At 73.1% G+C, this 15,229-nt stretch carries 15 protein-coding genes; 6 read left to right on the plus strand and 9 right to left on the minus strand.

Features of this window, described 5'->3' with window-relative positions; genetic code table 11:
- Positions 1 to 104 precede the first annotated feature (104 nt).
- The 4 genes from AB0M62_RS30220 to AB0M62_RS30235 all read right to left on the minus strand — a co-directional run bounded on the left by AB0M62_RS30220 (position 105) and on the right by AB0M62_RS30235 (position 3,621).
- A complete protein-coding gene (locus AB0M62_RS30220; RefSeq protein ID WP_003959706.1) occupies positions 105 to 479 on the minus strand; it encodes an RNA polymerase-binding protein RbpA in 375 nt (124 codons plus the stop codon).
- Positions 480 to 745: 266 nt separating this feature from the next.
- Positions 746 to 2,104, minus strand: coding sequence for an MFS transporter (locus tag AB0M62_RS30225; protein WP_366077512.1), 1,359 nt, complete (start codon positions 2,102 to 2,104; stop codon positions 746 to 748).
- A gap of 51 nt (positions 2,105 to 2,155) precedes the next feature.
- Complete coding sequence (locus AB0M62_RS30230; RefSeq protein WP_366077513.1) at positions 2,156 to 2,920, minus strand: glycerophosphodiester phosphodiesterase; 765 nt, start codon at positions 2,918 to 2,920, stop codon at positions 2,156 to 2,158.
- Positions 2,917 to 3,621, minus strand: a complete 705-nt coding sequence (locus AB0M62_RS30235) for a hypothetical protein (RefSeq protein WP_366077514.1) — start codon at positions 3,619 to 3,621, stop codon at positions 2,917 to 2,919. Before AB0M62_RS30235 ends, AB0M62_RS30230 begins: the two co-directional genes overlap by 4 nt.
- A 29-nt stretch (positions 3,622 to 3,650) precedes the next feature.
- Between AB0M62_RS30235 and AB0M62_RS30240 the strand changes: the two genes are divergently transcribed.
- Positions 3,651 to 5,150 (plus strand): PLP-dependent aminotransferase family protein, encoded by a 1,500-nt coding sequence (locus AB0M62_RS30240; RefSeq protein WP_366077515.1) that lies wholly within the window; start codon positions 3,651 to 3,653, stop codon positions 5,148 to 5,150.
- 80 nt (positions 5,151 to 5,230) lie between these two features.
- Here AB0M62_RS30240 and AB0M62_RS30245 read toward each other — a convergent pair whose 3' ends face one another.
- Together AB0M62_RS30245 and AB0M62_RS30250 are read right to left on the minus strand one after the other, a co-directional pair.
- Positions 5,231 to 6,919, minus strand: coding sequence for a hypothetical protein (locus AB0M62_RS30245; RefSeq protein ID WP_366077516.1), 1,689 nt, complete (start codon positions 6,917 to 6,919; stop codon positions 5,231 to 5,233).
- 40 nt (positions 6,920 to 6,959) lie between these two features.
- Positions 6,960 to 7,154, minus strand: coding sequence for a hypothetical protein (locus tag AB0M62_RS30250; protein WP_366077517.1), 195 nt, complete (start codon positions 7,152 to 7,154; stop codon positions 6,960 to 6,962).
- A 273-nt stretch (positions 7,155 to 7,427) separates the two neighbouring features.
- Here AB0M62_RS30250 and AB0M62_RS30255 point away from each other — a divergent pair, with 273 nt between their 5' ends.
- The 5 genes from AB0M62_RS30255 (at position 7,428) to AB0M62_RS30275 (ending at position 12,834) form a co-directional block, all read left to right on the plus strand.
- Positions 7,428 to 7,820: an ankyrin repeat domain-containing protein gene (locus AB0M62_RS30255; RefSeq protein WP_366077518.1), complete on the plus strand. Its 393-nt coding sequence runs from the start codon at positions 7,428 to 7,430 to the stop codon at positions 7,818 to 7,820.
- A gap of 267 nt (positions 7,821 to 8,087) precedes the next feature.
- Positions 8,088 to 9,515: a HEAT repeat domain-containing protein gene (locus tag AB0M62_RS30260; protein WP_366077519.1), complete on the plus strand. Its 1,428-nt coding sequence runs from the start codon at positions 8,088 to 8,090 to the stop codon at positions 9,513 to 9,515.
- A 120-nt stretch (positions 9,516 to 9,635) separates the two neighbouring features.
- On the plus strand, positions 9,636 to 10,760 hold the full coding sequence (locus tag AB0M62_RS30265) for a glycosyltransferase family 1 protein (protein ID WP_366077520.1): 1,125 nt from the start codon (positions 9,636 to 9,638) through the stop codon (positions 10,758 to 10,760).
- Positions 10,757 to 11,929, plus strand: coding sequence for a glycosyltransferase (locus AB0M62_RS30270; protein WP_366077521.1), 1,173 nt, complete (start codon positions 10,757 to 10,759; stop codon positions 11,927 to 11,929). The genes AB0M62_RS30265 and AB0M62_RS30270 overlap by 4 nt, the downstream gene beginning before the upstream one ends.
- Complete coding sequence (locus AB0M62_RS30275; RefSeq protein WP_366077522.1) at positions 11,926 to 12,834, plus strand: SGNH/GDSL hydrolase family protein; 909 nt, start codon at positions 11,926 to 11,928, stop codon at positions 12,832 to 12,834. Before AB0M62_RS30270 ends, AB0M62_RS30275 begins: the two co-directional genes overlap by 4 nt.
- Before the next feature lie 94 nt (positions 12,835 to 12,928).
- Here AB0M62_RS30275 and AB0M62_RS30280 read toward each other — a convergent pair whose 3' ends face one another.
- Genes AB0M62_RS30280 through AB0M62_RS30290 form a run of 3 tightly spaced genes read right to left on the minus strand, consistent with a single transcriptional unit; the run spans position 12,929 to position 15,203 of the window.
- Positions 12,929 to 13,798, minus strand: coding sequence for a biotin-dependent carboxyltransferase family protein (locus AB0M62_RS30280; RefSeq protein WP_366077548.1), 870 nt, complete (start codon positions 13,796 to 13,798; stop codon positions 12,929 to 12,931).
- A gap of 2 nt (positions 13,799 to 13,800) precedes the next feature.
- Positions 13,801 to 14,433 (minus strand): allophanate hydrolase subunit 1, encoded by a 633-nt coding sequence (locus AB0M62_RS30285; RefSeq protein WP_366077549.1) that lies wholly within the window; start codon positions 14,431 to 14,433, stop codon positions 13,801 to 13,803.
- Between the two features lie 8 nt (positions 14,434 to 14,441).
- Entirely contained in the window at positions 14,442 to 15,203 is a 762-nt protein-coding gene (locus tag AB0M62_RS30290; protein ID WP_366077523.1) for a 5-oxoprolinase subunit PxpA, read from the minus strand.
- Positions 15,204 to 15,229 lie beyond the last annotated feature (26 nt).

Consider the following 15,229-nt stretch of genomic DNA (forward strand, 5'->3'; position numbering starts at 1 on the left):
CTGCCCCCCCCCGCGCCCGGCGGGGGGGCGCCGGGGGGGGGGCCCCCCCCCCGCGGCTCTTGCTTCTGTTCAGTTGATGCGGTGCGTACGCGAACGCCGTGGCGTTACGCGGACTTGCGGCTGTCCCGCGGATGCACGGCAATGTTCATGGCACCGGAGCGGAGAACGGCCAGCCTCTCGGCCAGCACCTCCTCGAGCTCCTCGCGGGTACGCCGCTCCATGAGCATGTCCCAGTGCGTACGCGCGGGCTTGCCCTTCTTCTCCTCAGGCCCGTCGCCGTCCACAAGGAGTGCCTGGGCGCCGCACGCCTTGCACTCCCACTCCGGCGGAATCTCCGCCTCTACCGAGAACGGCATCTCGAATCGATGTCCGTTCTGGCATGCGTACTCCACCGCCTGGCGCGGGGCCAGATCGATGCCGCGGTCCGTCTCGTAGCTGGTAACCACGAGGCGCGTACCGCGGAGAGCTCGCTCACTCATGAATCGTGCCTCCCGGGCTTGTCGCCCACAGGACAGGTGTCGCTGTCGTCGTCATCCGGTCAACGTCCGGTCGGCGGTAAAGATTCCCGTTCCGGGTCATGCGTCGCCCGTCGTGCCGCTGCATTTGCAAGGGTTGGAGTACCCACCAGTGCCTGGTTTGTCACATCTGGCAGCAGATGTCACCCGGCGTTTCCACTTCTTTGGCGTGCAGTAACGGTCCGCCTGGCAGGTCAAAGGCGTACACTACCGGCCTTTCACTTCGAGGTCTAAATCCGGTCCGGTACGGGGTTGCCCGCGGCCTCCACCGCACGCCTGACCGGGACCCGGGCGAGCAGGACGAATCCCAGCGCGAAGAAGATCACGAGCGAGATGATCGCGTCCCGGTAGCTGCCCGTGACCTGGTACGTCAGACCGAAGACCAGGGGCCCGAGCCAGCTCATGCCGCGATCGCTCATCTCGTACGCGGAGAAGTACTCGGCCTCCTTGCCGCGCGGGACCAGGTGCGAGAACAGCGAACGGGACAGCGCCTGGCTGCCGCCCAGCACCAGCCCGATCGCCGCGGCCAGGACGAAGAACCACACAGGTGCCCCGGCGGGCAGGAAGTATCCGGCCGCCAGGGTCAGCGTCCAGGCGGCGAGCGAACCGAGAATCGTGCGCTTCGCGCCGTACGTGCGGGCCAGCCGGCCCATCCCCAGCGCGCCCGCCACCGCCAGCACCTGCACCAGCAGCACGGCCACGATGAGTGTGGACTGCTCCAGGCCCAGCTCCTCGGACCCGTACACCGAGGCCTGGGAGATCACCGTCTGCACCCCGTCGTTGTAGACGAGATAGGCGAGCAGGAACGACAGCGTCAGCGGGTGGCGCCGCATGTCCTTCAGCGTGGCGATCAGCTGCCGCCAGCCCTGGCCGACCGGGACCGGACCGCCGTCGCGGGCCACCGCCCGGTCTCGCAGCCGCCGCAGTGGGATCACCGTGAAGGCACCCCACCAGACGCCTGCCGAGGCCAGGCAGATCCGTACGGCCGTGCCCTCCGAGATGCCGAACCAGTCATGGCCCTGGAACAGGACCAGATTGAGCACGAGCACCAGGGCGCCCGACGTGTAGCCGAACGCCCAGCCGCGCGAGGAGACCGAGTCGCGCTCGTCCGGCTCGGCGATCTGCGGCAGATAGGCGTTGTACAACACCATCGAGACCGCCAGCGACGCGTTGGCGACGACCAGCAGGAAGCCGCCCAGCAGATAGCGGTGACCGTCCAGGAAGAACATGCCCGCCGTCGCGGCCGCGCCCACATACGCGGCCGCCGCGAGCAGCGGCTTCTTGCGGCCCGTGCGGTCGGCCATCGCGCCCACCAGGGGCATGATCAGCACAGCGAGGATCACCGATGCGGACACCGAGTACGCGAAGAACGACCCGGCCCGCAGCGGGATCCCCAGCGGGTGGACGAAGCCGTCCGAGTCGGCCGCGGCCTTGGCCACTTCCGTCAGGTACGGCCCCAGGAACACCGTGAGGACGCTCGTGGAGTAGACGGAGCACGCGAAGTCGTAGAAGTACCAGCCGTGCTGCTCACGTCTGCGCCCGGCGGCTTCCGCCGTCGCGTCGGTCCCGTCCGCGGTCTCCGCGCTCACCCGCGCCCCCTTGCTCGTCCCCGTCCGGCACCGGTGACGGCGGCGCGGCGTTCAGCTCCAGGCCCCCCGCTCGGTCAGTACCGTGCGCAGGAGTTCGATCTGGTCGGTCATGATGCCATCCACGCCCAGGTCCAGGAGCGCTGCCATCCGATCCGCCTCGTTGACCGTCCACACGTGGACCTGCAGCCCGCGGGCATGCGCGGTCTCGACGAACCGGCGGTCGACCACGCGGATGCCGGACTGGAACTCCGGAACCTGCGCGGCCACGGCGCCGGCGCGCAGAGCTGCCGGGATCGCGTACGACCTCAGCCGCAGGCCCAGGACGCCCCGGACGCCGTACGACGTGGCGAGCCGCGGGCCGGCGATGCGGTAAGCCCTGGCCGCCCGGCTCTCGGAGAACGAACCGACGCACACCCGGTCCCACGCTCCGGTCCTGCGGATCAGTTCCACCAGGGGTACGAGGGCCGGCTCGGCCTTGATGTCGACGTTCCAGCGGGCCTCGGGGAAGGCTTCGAGGAGTTCCTCGAAAAGGGGAAGCGGCTCCTGCCCGGCCACCCTCGCCCGCCGCACCTCGCTCCAGGGCAGCGCCGAAATCCGGCCCCGGGCGTCGGTCACCCGGTCAAGCGTCGGGTCGTGGAAGGCCACGAGCTTCCCGTCGGCGGTGGCATGGACATCGGTCTCGAAGTAGCGGTAGCCCGCTCGGTCGGCACGCAGGAACGCGGCCGCGGTGTTCTCCAGGCCGTCCGCCGCCCCTCCCCGGTGCGCGAAGGGGATGGGGCCCGGGTGGTGCAGATAGGGATGGCGTACGTGTGTCACCTGGGCAGTATCGCGCGTCCGGGTTTCCGCCCGGCGACCACGGGGCTGACGGTGTCCGCCTCCTGAATGGCGAACACGCGCAGGAAGATCTGCGCGAGGGGACCGATCGCCACCGCGTAGAGGACCGTGCCAACGCCGACCGACCCGCCGAGGACGAAACCGGTCGCCACCACGGCCACCTCGATGCCGGTGCGCACCAGGCGGATCGACCGGCCGGTCGTCCGGTGCAGGCCCGTCATCAGGCCGTCGCGCGGGCCGGGGCCGAAGCGGGCGGAGATGTAGAGGCCGGTGGCCACGCCGTTGAGGACGATGGCGGCGGCCATCAGCGGAATGCCCACCGAGAGGGACCCGGCGGCCGGGACCACGGCGAGGGTCCCGTCCATGGCGATCCCGATCACGAACACGTTGGAGACCGTCCCGAGGCCCGGCCGCTGGCGGATCGGTATCCACAGCAGCAGCACCACGGCGCCCACGATGATCGAGACCACGCCGATGGTCAGGCCGGTCCGCTCGGCCAGGCCCTGGTGCAGCACACCCCACGGTTCCAGGCCGAGCCCGGCGCGTACGAGGAGCGCGGAGCTCACGCCGTACAGCGCCAGTCCGAGGTAGAGATACAGCAGCCGACGGGTCAAGGTGCGCCCCCTGTGGTGGTAGTGGCCCGGTCCGTGACACTCTGTGGCTTGGAAAGAGATGCCATCCATGGCCAATTCGGGGAAGGTGGACTGGAATCATGGCTCAGTGGACTTCGGCCGTCGGCGCGGCGCAACTCGGCCGGCTGCTCACCTCGCAGCAAGCCCGCCCGGCCGGACCGGGCGCCCGCCGCCCGCCCGCCTACCGCTCCCTCGCCGACGGCATCCGGCTGCTCGTCCTCGAGGGCCGTGTCCCGGTCGCCGCCCGGCTCCCCGCCGAACGGGAACTGGCCGTGGCGCTCGCCGTAAGCCGCACCACCGTGGCCGCCGCTTATGAGGCCCTGCGTACCGAGGGCTTCCTCGAGTCCCGCAGGGGAGCCGGCAGCTGGACCGCGGTCCCGGCCGGCAACCCGCTGCCCGCGCGGGGGCTGGAGCCACTGCCGCCCGAGTCGCTCGGCTCGATGATCGACCTCGGCTGCGCCGCACTGCCCGCGCCGGAGCCGTGGCTGACCCGGGCCGTGCAGGGCGCGCTGGAGGAGCTGCCGCCGTACGCCCACACCCATGGCGACTACCCGGCGGGGCTGCCGGCGCTGCGCCGGACGATCGCCGACCGGTACACGGCACGCGGCATCCCCACCATGCCCGAACAGATCATGGTCACCACCGGTGCGATGGGCGCCATCGATGCCATCTGTCACCTCTTCGCGGGCCGCGGTGAGCGCATCGCCGTGGAGTCCCCCTCTTACGCGAACATCCTGCAGCTCATGCGGGCGGCGGGGGCCCGGCTCGTGCCTGTCGCCATGGCGGACGGGCTGGCCGGCTGGGACCTGCCTGTCTGGCGCGAGGTGCTGCGCGATGCCGCGCCCCGGCTCGCCTATGTCGTGGCCGACTTCCACAATCCGACCGGCGCCCTGGCCGACGAGGACCAGCGCAGGCAGCTCGTCCAGGCCGCGCGCTCGGCGGGCACCGTGCTGGTCGTCGACGAGACCATGTCCGAACTGCACCTCGATCCGGCCATGGTCATGCCGCGCCCGGTCTGCGCGTTCGACCCGGCGGGCAGCACGGTGCTCACAGTCGGCTCCGCGAGCAAGGCCTTCTGGGCCGGCATGCGGATCGGCTGGGTGCGCGCGGCGCCCGACGTGATCCGCAGCCTGGTGGCGGCACGCGCGTACGCGGACCTGGGTACGCCGGTCCTCGAACAGCTCGCCGTCAACTGGCTGATGCACACCGGCGGCTGGGAGTCGGCCCTCGAGATCCGCCGGACACAGGCGCGGGAGAACTGTGAAGCCCTGGTCGCGGCGGTCCGCAAGGAACTGCCGGACTGGGAGTTCGACGTACCGCGCGGAGGGCTGACCCTCTGGGTGCGCACCGGTGGGCTCTCCGGCTCACGCATCGCCGAGGCCGGTGAACGCGTCGGGGTACGGGTGCCGTCCGGTCCGCGCTTCGGTGTCGACGGTGCGTTCGAGGGTTACGTCCGGCTCCCGTTCACCGTCGGCGGACCCCTGGCGGAGGAGGCGGCCGCCCGACTGGCGGCGGCCGCGGGGCTGGTGGAAACGGGAGCCACGACGGGCACCGAAGCCCCCCGGACCTTCGTGGCCTAGACGACGCGCGGACGGTGGCCTGAACGGGCGGCCCTGGGCGGCCCCCATTCCGGCGTGGACGCCGCACGGGCCGCCGTTCCTCAGCCCTCCGCCGGTACCGGGGCCGGCTTCCGGGCGGTGACGCCGGCTTCGGCGTCCGTCTCGGCGACAGGTTCCGGACTGCCATCGGCTTCGGCGTCCGTCTCGGCGACGGGCTCCGGACTGCCGTCGGCTTCGGCTTCCTCCCCGGTCTCGACGTCGGTCTCGGCGTCCGGCGGAACCTGGTGCTCCGGGAGCAGGTCGAGCACCGCCCGGCGGTGCGGCTCGCTCGTCGCGTCGTCGTAGGGATCCGGCGTGGCCGGCACCTGGAGGCGGTGTACGGGGCCCGTACCGAGCCTCGCGTATCCGCGACCGGGCGGGACGTCCTGCGTCGGCGTGGTGTGCGGCGGCGCGCCGAGCACCGAGGCGACCTCTTTCACGGTCACCGGACCGAGCACGACCCGGGCGCGGGTGTGGGAGAGCACGGTGTCGCCGATCATTTCCATGCTCTCGAACTGGTCGGCCACGGCGACCGTGACATTGACCGTCCGGCCGTGCCGCAGCGGTACGCGGAGCAGATCCTGCGGTTCGGCCCGCCCGTCAGCCGCCGCCAGGTGTCCGAGCACGCTGGGGCGGTCGAGCAGGATCCACAGCGGCCGCCGGGTGTCCTCGGGTGCGGGCAGGCCCGCCTGGCGGGCCCGGTTCGCTGCGATCAGACGCCGCTCGGTCTCATGGGCGGCCCATTCGAGAGTGGCCAGCGCGCCGGCCAGCCCGCATTCGACGGCCAGCACGCCCCGGCGCCCGGTCAGGCACGCGTACTCGCCCGTGCCGCTGCCGTCGACGACGAGGACGTCGCCGTGTTCGAGGGCCTGCAGCGCGATCGAGCGGATGAGGGTGGTGGTGCCGCTGCCCGGCCGGCCGACGGCCAGCAGGTGCGGCTCGGTGGAGCGGGCTCCCGTGCGCCAGACGACGGGAGGTACGTCATGGGTTCCGTCGCCCTCGCCCTTGGCCACGGGGACGGTCCTTGGCACGGCGCCCGGGTCGGTGAAGCCGAGAACGATCTCGCCGGCAGTGGTTACGAAGCGCTGAGCGGCGATGCCCGTCGGCAGCGCCGCCAGCACGCTCAGGTCGAGCTGGTTGCACTCCTCGTCCCATTCGAAGAGGTACTCGCGGCCACGGCCGGATTTGGAGTGCAGCACCTGCTCGATCCGGGCCCGGCAGGCGGCCTCGCCGTCGGTGAAGTACGCCGGATACCGGATCCGCAGCCGGGTGAGCCGGCCGGCCTCGTCGAACGCGGGCTCGCTGAAAGCCCTGCTCCACTCCCCGCCGTGGGTGAACAGGGGAGCTGGGTCCTCCGGCACGGAGAAGTAAGGAACCAGCGCCTCGTACAAGGCCTGGAGCCGTTCCTTCTCCGCTTCGTCGGGCCCGGTCTTCACGGCCGCGCGGTTGCGTCCTTTCCAGGCGGCCGCCGCCATCACCGAGATGAGGGCGAGCAGCGGTCCGTACGGAATGAGTGCGACGACCAGGGCGCAGCCCGCGCCCAGGAGCAGCGCGGGACCACGCCGGTCCTTGGGTGTCGCGGCCCATCTGCGCCGCCCGGCGGATGCCAGCCGGCGCAGACCGCGACTGATGGTGATGAGCGGATGGAGGACGTCCGTGGCGCTGTCGGCGGCCGTGCGCGCGAACTCGCGGCTGCGAGCGATGGAGGCGCTGCCGCTGCTGAGAATGCGGGGGAGTGGTCGCCTGGCCACGTATGTCTCCTGGAGTTGTGGTGGGCGGCGGAGCGGGCGGTCAGAGCTTGATCCCGCCCAGCAGACTGGCGAGGCTGGCGCCGCCGGCCGAAATGCTCGGTGCGATGGCGGTACCGGCCAGATAGAAGCCGAAGAGTGCGCAGACCAGGGCGTGTGAGGCCTTGAGTCCGCACTTGCGGCAGAACAGGAAGGCGATGATTCCGAGCAGCACCACACCTGAGATAGACAGGATCATGAGGTTCTCCTGGTTGAGGGGACAGTCACCATGAGGTGTTCCAGGCTCACAGGAAGTATCTATGCGACAAAAGGTGCAATCGGGTGAATTTCCGGCCATTTCACTTGACCGGGGGTATCCGGCTGGCCAAACGCGTCCGACGTGATCTTTGACTCGGCCGGCCGGGGCCATTTCGGGAGGAGGGCAGTACGCTGACGATTCACCCGTACGGCTTCAGTGTCGTACGCACCCCGGCTCTCCCCAGGTCGCAGCAGTGGAAGGTGGTACGTCCCGATGAGCGAAGCCCCGGACCCCGAGGTGGTCGAGCTGGCGACCAAGATCTTCGATCTTGCTCGCCAGGGCGACGCCGAAGCGCTCGCGGCCTACGTGGACGCGGGCGTTCCGGTGAACCTCACCAACGACCGGGGTGACTCCCTGGTGATGCTCGCCGCCTACCACGGCCACGCGCCCGCCGTGGCAGCCCTGCTGGCGCGCGGCGCCGACGCGGACCGGGCCAACGACCGCGGGCAGACCCCACTGGCCGGAGCGGTGTTCAAGGGCGGGGAAGAGGTCGTCCGGGCCCTTCTCGAGGGTGGTGCGGACCCGAGGTCGGGCACGCCGTCCGCCGTGGACACGGCACGCATGTTCGCCAAGACCGAACTGCTGGAGCTTTTCGGGGAGCGGTGAGGGTCCGTCCCGGGCGGCCTGCCGTAAATGTGGTCGCGGTGGCGAAATGACTGGGTCATCATGACGTCGGATTCACGAACACGCGGTACGGGCAGAAGACGCCGAACCGAAGTGATCGCGAACAGGGCCCGTTCCGGGCCACCGACGAGAGGCAGAGGAAGATGGCCTACACCAGGCAGAAGACGGCGGGCGGCCCGACATGTTGTTACGCGGCCAGGTAATGCGGAATCCCCGGTTGCGTCGACAGCTTGATGTGAGGCATTTTCCATGTTCGAACCAGTCATAGCGCCGAGCGGCACCCTGCTCGGCCTCCTGCAGAGGGGCCGCGGCGACGGAACACTTCACGCGCTCGCCGCGCCGCGGACCGATGCTCTCGCGGCTCTGAACCACTGCGTGCTCAGCGACCCCCGCCACGACTGGCAGGTCGAGAACCGCTCCCTCTACTACGCCCGGCTCTACCTCGATCTCGACGGCGGACTCGGCGAGATCGAGCAGCACCTCTTCCACGTCGACGACCTCATCGACGCCGACGAAAACCGCACCGGCCTCGCGCTCGCGGTGCTGGGCCACCTCGCGTCGTACGGTCGCGACGACGCCATGGCGCTGCTCCGCCGTTACGCCGCGACCGGTGCGAACTGGGCATGGGCCCTGGACGAGCTGGCGCTGCGCGACGACGACGCCGGGCTGCGCTCCCTGGCCGGGCCGGTCCTCTCCAGGTTCCCCGCGACCCCGCAGGGCGAGGCCGAGCTGGCCGCCGCCGTCCGGGACGCCTTCGAGCCCAGGCCATGGCGGCTGTGGGCCGAGGACACGCGGGAGACGGTGCTCGCAGCCCGGATCCGGGCTGCGCAGGAACAGGGCTCCTTCGACCGCTGGCAGCGACAGCTGAACTCGGCCGGGCCCCGGCCCGGCTGGAGCGTCCAGGCCGTACTGGACTGGGCGCAGGAGGGCCTCGAACGCCGGCCCGCGCACCACCTGCACGTACCGGGAGCGCGCTGCCTCACCGCCGTCGCGGGCCCCGAGGACCGCGCGCGGATCGTCGAGGCCGCCCGCAGCGGGCCCGACGGCGCCCGTGCCACCGCGCTGCGCTACCTCGCGGAACAGCAGGACCCCGAGGTGCTCGACCTGATCGGGGCGGCCGCCGTCGCCGCCTCGGACCACGTCGTCCAGGCCGCCGTCACGGCGTTCGGCCGGATGCACAGCCCCGCCGCCGTGGAAAGGGCCCGCGCCTGGGCCAACCGCCCCGATACGCTCGGCGCCGAGGCGGCCGCGCTGCTCGCCGCGCGCGGCGGGAGCAAGGACGCCGGACTCGTCCTCGGCGCACTGCGCAGGACCGTACGCGCCGAGGGCCCGGACGCCCCCTGCCTGTGGAGCCTCGTCGACGGGGCGGGCCGGCTCTCCATCGGCTGCGCCGCTCCCGTACTGCGCCACGTGTACCGGGAGACCGCCTCCTCGCATCTGCGCGGCCGTGCGGCCCGCGCACTGGCCGCCACCGACCCCACCTTCGCCGCGGGCTTCGCCGTGGAATGCCTGTGGGACTGCGAGGAGACCACCAGAGAGGTGGCCGCCCGGCACGCGGAGACGGGCGACGCCCGGGTGGTCGAGCAGCTCAGGCGGCTCGCCTCGGACCCGGCCGAGGAGGCCGAGGTGCAGACCGCGGTACGGATGCGGATAGGGCCGGACGCCGCCGCCAAGTGACGCACCGCGGCCGGACGGCACCCCCTGGCAGGCGGGTGAGACGGAAACGCTCATGGGACGTTCCACGCGAGGAAAGATCCTCGTTGGCACAGCAACTCCCCGCACGACGACAACACGGGTATGCGTGTCGTCATCGTCACTGAGTCCTTCCCGCCCGATGTCAACGGCGTGGCCCACTGCGCCCTGCAGACCGCCCGGCACCTCGCCCGGCGCGGTCATGATCCGCTCGTCATAGCCCCGGCCGCCGCGGCCGGGGCCCCCGCCCAAGGCACGGAGCCGTGCCCGGTGGTTCGGGTGCCGTCCCTGCCGCTGCCCGGCTATCCGCAAGTGCGCGTCGCCCTGCCGAGCCGGCGGGTGGCCGCCGCGCTCACCGCCCACCGGGCCGAGATCGTCCACCTCGCCGGGCCGTTCGTGCTCGGCGTGCGCGGCATGGCGGCCGCAGCACGACTCGGCGTCCCGGCCGTCGCCGTGTACCAGACCGACCTGGCCGGCTACGCACGTACGTACATGGGAGCCGGCGAAGCCACCGCCTGGCGGCGCCTGCGCGCCGTGCACACCGCCGCCGACCGCACCCTGGCGCCGTCCACGGCCGCCCTGCGCGACCTGGAGCAGCACGGCGTTCCGCGGGTCCGGCTGTGGCGGCGTGGTGTCGACACCGTCCGCTTCCGGCCCGAGCTGCGCGACGAAGGGCTGCGCCGGGAACTCGCGCCCGGCGGCGAGCTGCTCGTCGGGTACGTCGGGCGGCTGGCACCCGAGAAGCAGGTGGAACTGCTCTCGGGCGTCTGCGCGCTGGACGGCGTGAAGGTGGTGGTGGTCGGCGACGGGCCCAGTGCCCCCGGACTGCGCGCCGCGCTGCCCGGCGCACACTTCCTCGGGCGGCGGACCGGAAGCGAACTCGCCCGGATCTTCGCCTCCCTGGACGTGTTCGCGCACACCGGCCCGTACGAGACCTTCTGCCAGACCGTGCAGGAGGCCATGGCGAGCGGGGTGCCGGTGGTCGCCCCGGCCGCCGGCGGGCCGCTCGACCTGGTCGACCACGGGCGCACCGGCCTGCTGGTCCCGCCGCGCGACGCGGACGCCGTGAGCGCGGCGGTACGGACCCTGGCGGCCGACCCCGCCCTGCGCGCCGCGTACGGGCGGGCCGGCCGGGCCGCGGTCGAGGGCCGCACCTGGGATGCCGTCGGCGACCAGCTGCTCGACCACTACGCCGAGGTACTGGGCGAGCGTGCGGCGGTGGCGGCATGAGCGCCTCGTCCGCGCCGCTGCGGATCGTGCGGCTGGCGAACTTCGTCACCCCGGCCTCGGGCGGACTGCGTACGGCGCTCCGGCAACTGGGTGCCGGGTACCGGGCGGCAGGACACGAGCCCGTACTGATCGTCCCGGGCGACCGGGAGGACGACCGGCAGACCGCACAGGGCCGGGTCATCACCCTGCCCGGCCCGCTGCTGCCCGGGACGGGCGGCTACCGCGTGCTGGCCGACCGCCGGCGGGTGGCACGGCTGCTCGGCGGGCTGTCACCCGACAGGCTGGAGGTGTCCGACCGGACGACGCTGCGCTGGACGGGCGAGTGGGCCCGCCGGGCCAGGGTCCCGGCCGCGATGGTCTCCCACGAGACCGCGGACGGCGTCCTGCGGTCCTGGGGACTGCCGGAGCGGGCCGCGCGCCGGGCAGCCGACGGGCTGAACTCCCGTACCGCGAAGGCGTTCTCCACGGTGGTGTGCACCACCGAGTGGGCGGAGCGCGAGTTCGTCCGGATCGGCGCGCGCAATGTCGTACGCGCCCCACTCGGCGTCGACCTGGAACGCTGCCATCCCGAACGGCACAGTCCCCTGCTGCGCGCCCGGCACGCCCGTCCCGACGAGGTGCTGCTGCTGCTGGCCTCCCGGCTTTCCGTGGAGAAGCGGCCCGGTACGGCACTGGACGCCGTGGCGGCTCTGCGCGGGCGGGGCGTGCGCGCCGTGCTCGTGGTCGCCGGGGACGGCCCGCTGCGCGGCCGCCTCGAACAGCGGGCACGGGCGCAAAGGCTGCCCGTCCGCTTCCTCGGGCATGTGGCCGGGCGGGACGGGCTGGCCGCCCTCCAGGCCTCCGCCGACGTGTGCCTGGCCCCCGGCCCCGTCGAGACCTTCGGGCTGGCGGCACTCGAGGCGATGGCCTGCGGTACACCCGTGGTGGCCAGCGCGTCCTCCGCGCTGCCCGAGATCCTCGGCGCGGCGGGACTGGCCGCCGCGGACGGCGGTGAACCGTTCGCCGACGCCGTGCAGGTCCTCCTCGCGCGGCCCGAGGGGACGCGTCGCCGGGCAGCACGGGCCCGGGCCGAGCGGTACGGGTGGGACGCCGCCGTCGAGGCGTTCCTCGCCGCCCACGACGCGCCGGTACGGTTCCGCGCCGTGCAGGCACCGGAGGTGGCGGCATGACGGGCCGCTACGGGGCTGTGCGGTTCGCCGCGCTCGGGGACTCGCTCACCGAGGGTGTGGGTGATCCGGTCGGCAGCGGCCTGCGCGGCTGGGCGTCGCTGCTCGCGGACGGGCTCGTGCCGAGAGGAGACGGGGGAGAGGGGGAGGAGGGGGAAGGTGCCGGAAACGCGGTCGAGTTCCGCAACTTCGCGGTCAGCGGGGCCCAGACCCGTGACGTCCTGGAGAAGCAGCTGCCCGCCGCTCTCGCCTTCCGTCCCGGACTCGCCTCCGTGGTGGTCGGGGTGAACGACACCCTGCGCTGCACCTTCGACATCCATGAGGTGGCAGGGCGCCTCGACGCGGTGTGCGCGGCGCTCACGGAGGGCGGTGCCCTCCTGCTGACCGCGTGTCTGCCCGACCCGGGCACCATGCTGGGGGTGCCCGGCGCGCTCGCCCGCCCGCTGGCCAGGCGGCAGCGCGCCGTCAACGCCGTCGTCCACGTGCTCTCCGAGCGGTACGGAGCGATCCACCTGCACGCCGCCGAGGGCGACTGGGTCACCGACCGGGCGATGTGGAGTGCCGACCGGCTGCATCCCGGAGAGCGCGGACACCGGGTGCTCGCGGCCCGTTTCCACGCCCTGCTCGCGGCGGCGGGGCGCACGTCGGGGCCCGCGCCCGGCCGCGAACCGGAGCAGCCCGCCCCCACCCGGTCCGCGAGCGTGCTGTGGCTGGCCACCGCCGGCACCGGATGGGTGGCGCGCCGCTGCACCGATCTGCTGCCGCAGCTCCTGCGGCTCGCGGCCGAGGAGGTGCAGCACCGGGCCCGCGGCACCAGCGCCCGGCTGGACCTGGGCGCCTCGCACGCGGTGGCGGCGGCCCTGGCGGCGCTGCCGGCGCCGGCTTCGGCCGAGGCGGGTGCGGCCTGATGGCCATGCCGACGCGGGATTGCGGCGGGCCGAGCGGGACGGTCGGGTACGGGCCGAGCGCGGGTGGGCCGGTCCGCCGGGCCGGAGCGTCCGGTCAGCCGCGCCGTACCGGTACGAAGACCACCCGCGTGCCCGGTACGGCCTGGGCGGCGGCGGGCAGGTGGGCCTCCGCCACCACACCGATCACCGGGTAGCCGCCGGTGACCGGGTGATCGGCTAGGAAGACCACGGGCAGGCCGTCCGGCGGCACCTGAACCGCGCCCAGCACCATGCCCTCGCTGGGCAGTTCGCCGCTCTTCGCACGGGCCAGGGCGGGGCCCTCGGTACGCAGGCCGACGCGGTTGCTCAAGGAGGAGACCCGGTACACGGCACGGGCCAGACCGGCCAGCGCCGCCGCGGTGAACCAGTCGTGGCGCGGGCCCAGAAGCAGGGGCAGTACGAGCTCTGCCGGAGGCGCGGGCACAGGGATCGCGTCGGCGCCGGTGGAAGGACCTCGAGGGGTGCCCAGGGGCAGCGTGCCACCGGCGGCGAGAGGCCCCGGGCCGAGCCCGGACAGCAGGTCCGTCGACCGGCTGCCGAGCACGGGGGGTACGTCGATGCCGCCGCGGAAGGCGACATAACTGCGTACGCCGCTGACGGCCCGGCCCACCTCCAGCACGGCCCCGGCGGGCACACGTACGGCCGCGCCCCAGGGAGCCGGGCGACCGTCCACGCGTACCGGACACGGAGCCCCTGTCACGGCCGCCGTGACATCGGTGCTGGCCCGCACGGCTGTGCCGTCGACCGTGGTCTCCAGAGCAGCGGCGTCGGGCGGGTTCCCGGCCAGCCGGTTCGCCAGACGGTGGGCGTACGGATCGAGGGCCCCGGACCGGGGCACGCCCAGATGCGCGTACCCGGGGCGGCCCAGGTCCTGAACCGTGGTCAGGGCACCGGGCCGTACTACCTCCAGGCTCACGACCTCCAGGCTCATCGGCCGCCGCCCTCCGCCGCCGCCTCGGTGAAGCGCACCCGGCCGCCCGGCGAGAGCAGCGCGGCCGGCTCCCGGGCCGGATCCCACAGCACCACGTCTGTCGAGCCGATCAGCTGCCATCCCCCGGGCGAGGAGCGCGGATAGACGCCCGCGTACTCGCCGGCCAGGCCCAGTGCACCTGCCGGGACGGCCGTGCGCGGAGTGGACCGGCGGGGTACGTGGAAGCGCTCGGGCAGCCCGGTCAAGTAGCCGAAGCCGGGCGCGAAGCCGCAGAAGGCCACCCGGAAGGAGACTCCGCCCACTACGCGCGGGACCTCGGCCACCGGTACGCCCCACAGCGCGGCGACCTCCGCCAGATCCGGGCCGTCGTACCGCACCGGAACCGTGATCTCGGGGCCCGCCGAGGGCGCGAGCGGGGGGACCGACCAGCTCGTGACCTGTGCGGCCAGGGAGCGCGGATCGGCCAGCCCGTCCAGCAGCACGGTCCGGGCGGCCGGCACGATCTCTTGTACGGCGGGCAGCTCTTCGGCGGCCCGGCGGCGCAGCAGCTCGGCGTGCAGGGCCTCGGCCTCCCCGGCCGAGCCCACCTCGATGAGCAGCGCGTGCGCGCCCACGGGCAGGGCCCGCATTCCGCCGCTCATGCGAAGGGGGCCAACGTCACACCGGCACCGAGGAGTTCACGGCGCACCCGCTGCGCCAGGCCGGCCGCGCCCGGGGTGTCACCGTGCAGGCACAACGACCGGGCCAGGACGATCAGCGGCTCACCGGTGATCGCGGTCACCGCCCGGTCGCGTGCCATGGACAGGGCCCGGGCCACCACCGCCTCCGGGTCGCGCAGCACCGCGCCGGGCTCACGGCGGGGCACCAGCGTGCCCTGCGCGGTGTACGCCCGGTCGGCGAACGCCTCGGTGACCGGCGTCAGCCCCGCCTTCTCCGCCGCGGTCAGCAGGTGGGAACCGGGCAGACCCAGCACCGGCAGATCCGAGCCGGCCAGCCGCACGCCCTCCACGACCGCGCAGGCCTGGCCCTCGTCGTGCACCGTACGGTTGTACAGCGCGCCGTGCGGCTTCACATACGCGACGCGGGAACCGGCGGCCCGGGCGAAGACCTCCAACGCGCCGATCTGGTAAGCCACTTCGTCGGCCAGCTCGTCCGGCGGAACATCCATTGCGCGCCGTCCGAAGCCCGCCAGATCCCGGTAGGACACCTGGGCGCCGATCCGCACTCCGTTGCGGGCGGCGGTCTCGCACACGCGGCGCATGATGGACGGGTCTCCGGCGTGGAAGCCGCAGGCGACGTTGGCGCTGGTCACCACGGACAGCAGGGCCTCGTCGTCGGTGAGCGCCCAGCGGCCGAAGCCTTCCCCGAGGTCGGCGTTGAGATCGATCGTCGGTGCCATGCGGTGAGCGTATGACAGCGGCGGGC

Origin of the sequence: Streptomyces sp. NPDC051219, assembly GCF_040682335.1 — a bacterium.
In the GTDB taxonomy this organism is placed as follows: domain Bacteria; phylum Actinomycetota; class Actinomycetes; order Streptomycetales; family Streptomycetaceae; genus Streptomyces.

Coding starts and splice junctions, on each gene's coding strand:
- AB0M62_RS30235 (WP_366077514.1), bottom strand. CDS start 3,621: ATGGATGGCATCTCTTTCCAAGCCACAGAGTGTCACGGACCGGGCCAC.
- AB0M62_RS30260 (WP_366077519.1), top strand. CDS start 8,088: ATGTTCGAACCAGTCATAGCGCCGAGCGGCACCCTGCTCGGCCTCCTG.
- AB0M62_RS30270 (WP_366077521.1), top strand. CDS start 10,757: ATGAGCGCCTCGTCCGCGCCGCTGCGGATCGTGCGGCTGGCGAACTTC.
- AB0M62_RS30265 (WP_366077520.1), top strand. CDS start 9,636: ATGCGTGTCGTCATCGTCACTGAGTCCTTCCCGCCCGATGTCAACGGC.
- AB0M62_RS30240 (WP_366077515.1), top strand. CDS start 3,651: ATGGCTCAGTGGACTTCGGCCGTCGGCGCGGCGCAACTCGGCCGGCTG.
- AB0M62_RS30275 (WP_366077522.1), top strand. CDS start 11,926: ATGACGGGCCGCTACGGGGCTGTGCGGTTCGCCGCGCTCGGGGACTCG.
- AB0M62_RS30285 (WP_366077549.1), bottom strand. CDS start 14,433: ATGCGGGCCCTGCCCGTGGGCGCGCACGCGCTGCTCATCGAGGTGGGC.
- AB0M62_RS30290 (WP_366077523.1), bottom strand. CDS start 15,203: ATGGCACCGACGATCGATCTCAACGCCGACCTCGGGGAAGGCTTCGGC.
- AB0M62_RS30250 (WP_366077517.1), bottom strand. CDS start 7,154: ATGATCCTGTCTATCTCAGGTGTGGTGCTGCTCGGAATCATCGCCTTC.
- AB0M62_RS30255 (WP_366077518.1), top strand. CDS start 7,428: ATGAGCGAAGCCCCGGACCCCGAGGTGGTCGAGCTGGCGACCAAGATC.
- AB0M62_RS30220 (WP_003959706.1), bottom strand. CDS start 479: ATGAGTGAGCGAGCTCTCCGCGGTACGCGCCTCGTGGTTACCAGCTAC.